At 42.6% G+C, this 517-nt stretch carries 2 protein-coding genes; both read right to left on the bottom strand.

Annotation, left to right across the window (positions count from 1 at the left end; genetic code table 11):
- A partial coding sequence (locus tag AC1M9F_RS14470) for a CoA-transferase (RefSeq protein ID WP_481598114.1) occupies positions 1-215 on the bottom strand: 215 nt, incomplete at its 3' end.
- 20 nt (positions 216-235) lie between these two features.
- On the bottom strand, positions 236-517 hold a 282-nt coding region (locus tag AC1M9F_RS14475; protein WP_481598115.1), incomplete at its 5' end, for a 3-oxoacid CoA-transferase subunit A.

Consider the following 517-nt stretch of genomic DNA (forward strand, 5'->3'; position numbering starts at 1 on the left):
GCGTTAATTAACTCAGGGTCACGGTCTTCTTCCGCAGGGGGTGGACCAAAGGCCAATAAACCATTTTCAGAATGTAAAAAGACATCTTTGTCAGCAGGTAAATAGCTCGAGATTTTAGTTGGTAAACCAATCCCAAGGTTGACATAAGCACCATCAGGAATATCTTGTGCAACACGTTCAGCAATTTGATCACGGGTTAATTTTTGATAACTCATTTTATTTCTCCAATCTCAAATTACTGCGCAGGTTGAACTTGTACAACGTGTTGTACAAAGATCCCTGGGGTGATGATGTGTTCAGGATCTAAGGCACCGAGTTCCACGACTTCTGATACTTGTGCGATGGTGATATCTGCTGCCATGGCCATAATTGGACCAAAGTTACGTGCAGATTTACGGTACACCAAGTTCCCCCAGCGATCGCCCTTATGCGCTTTAATTAACGCAAAGTCAGCTTTGATTGGATTTTCTAAAACGTAGTCTTTACCTTCATAATTCATGGTTGGTTTGCCTTCAGC

The organism is Acinetobacter sp. ANC_7504 (assembly GCF_056779995.1).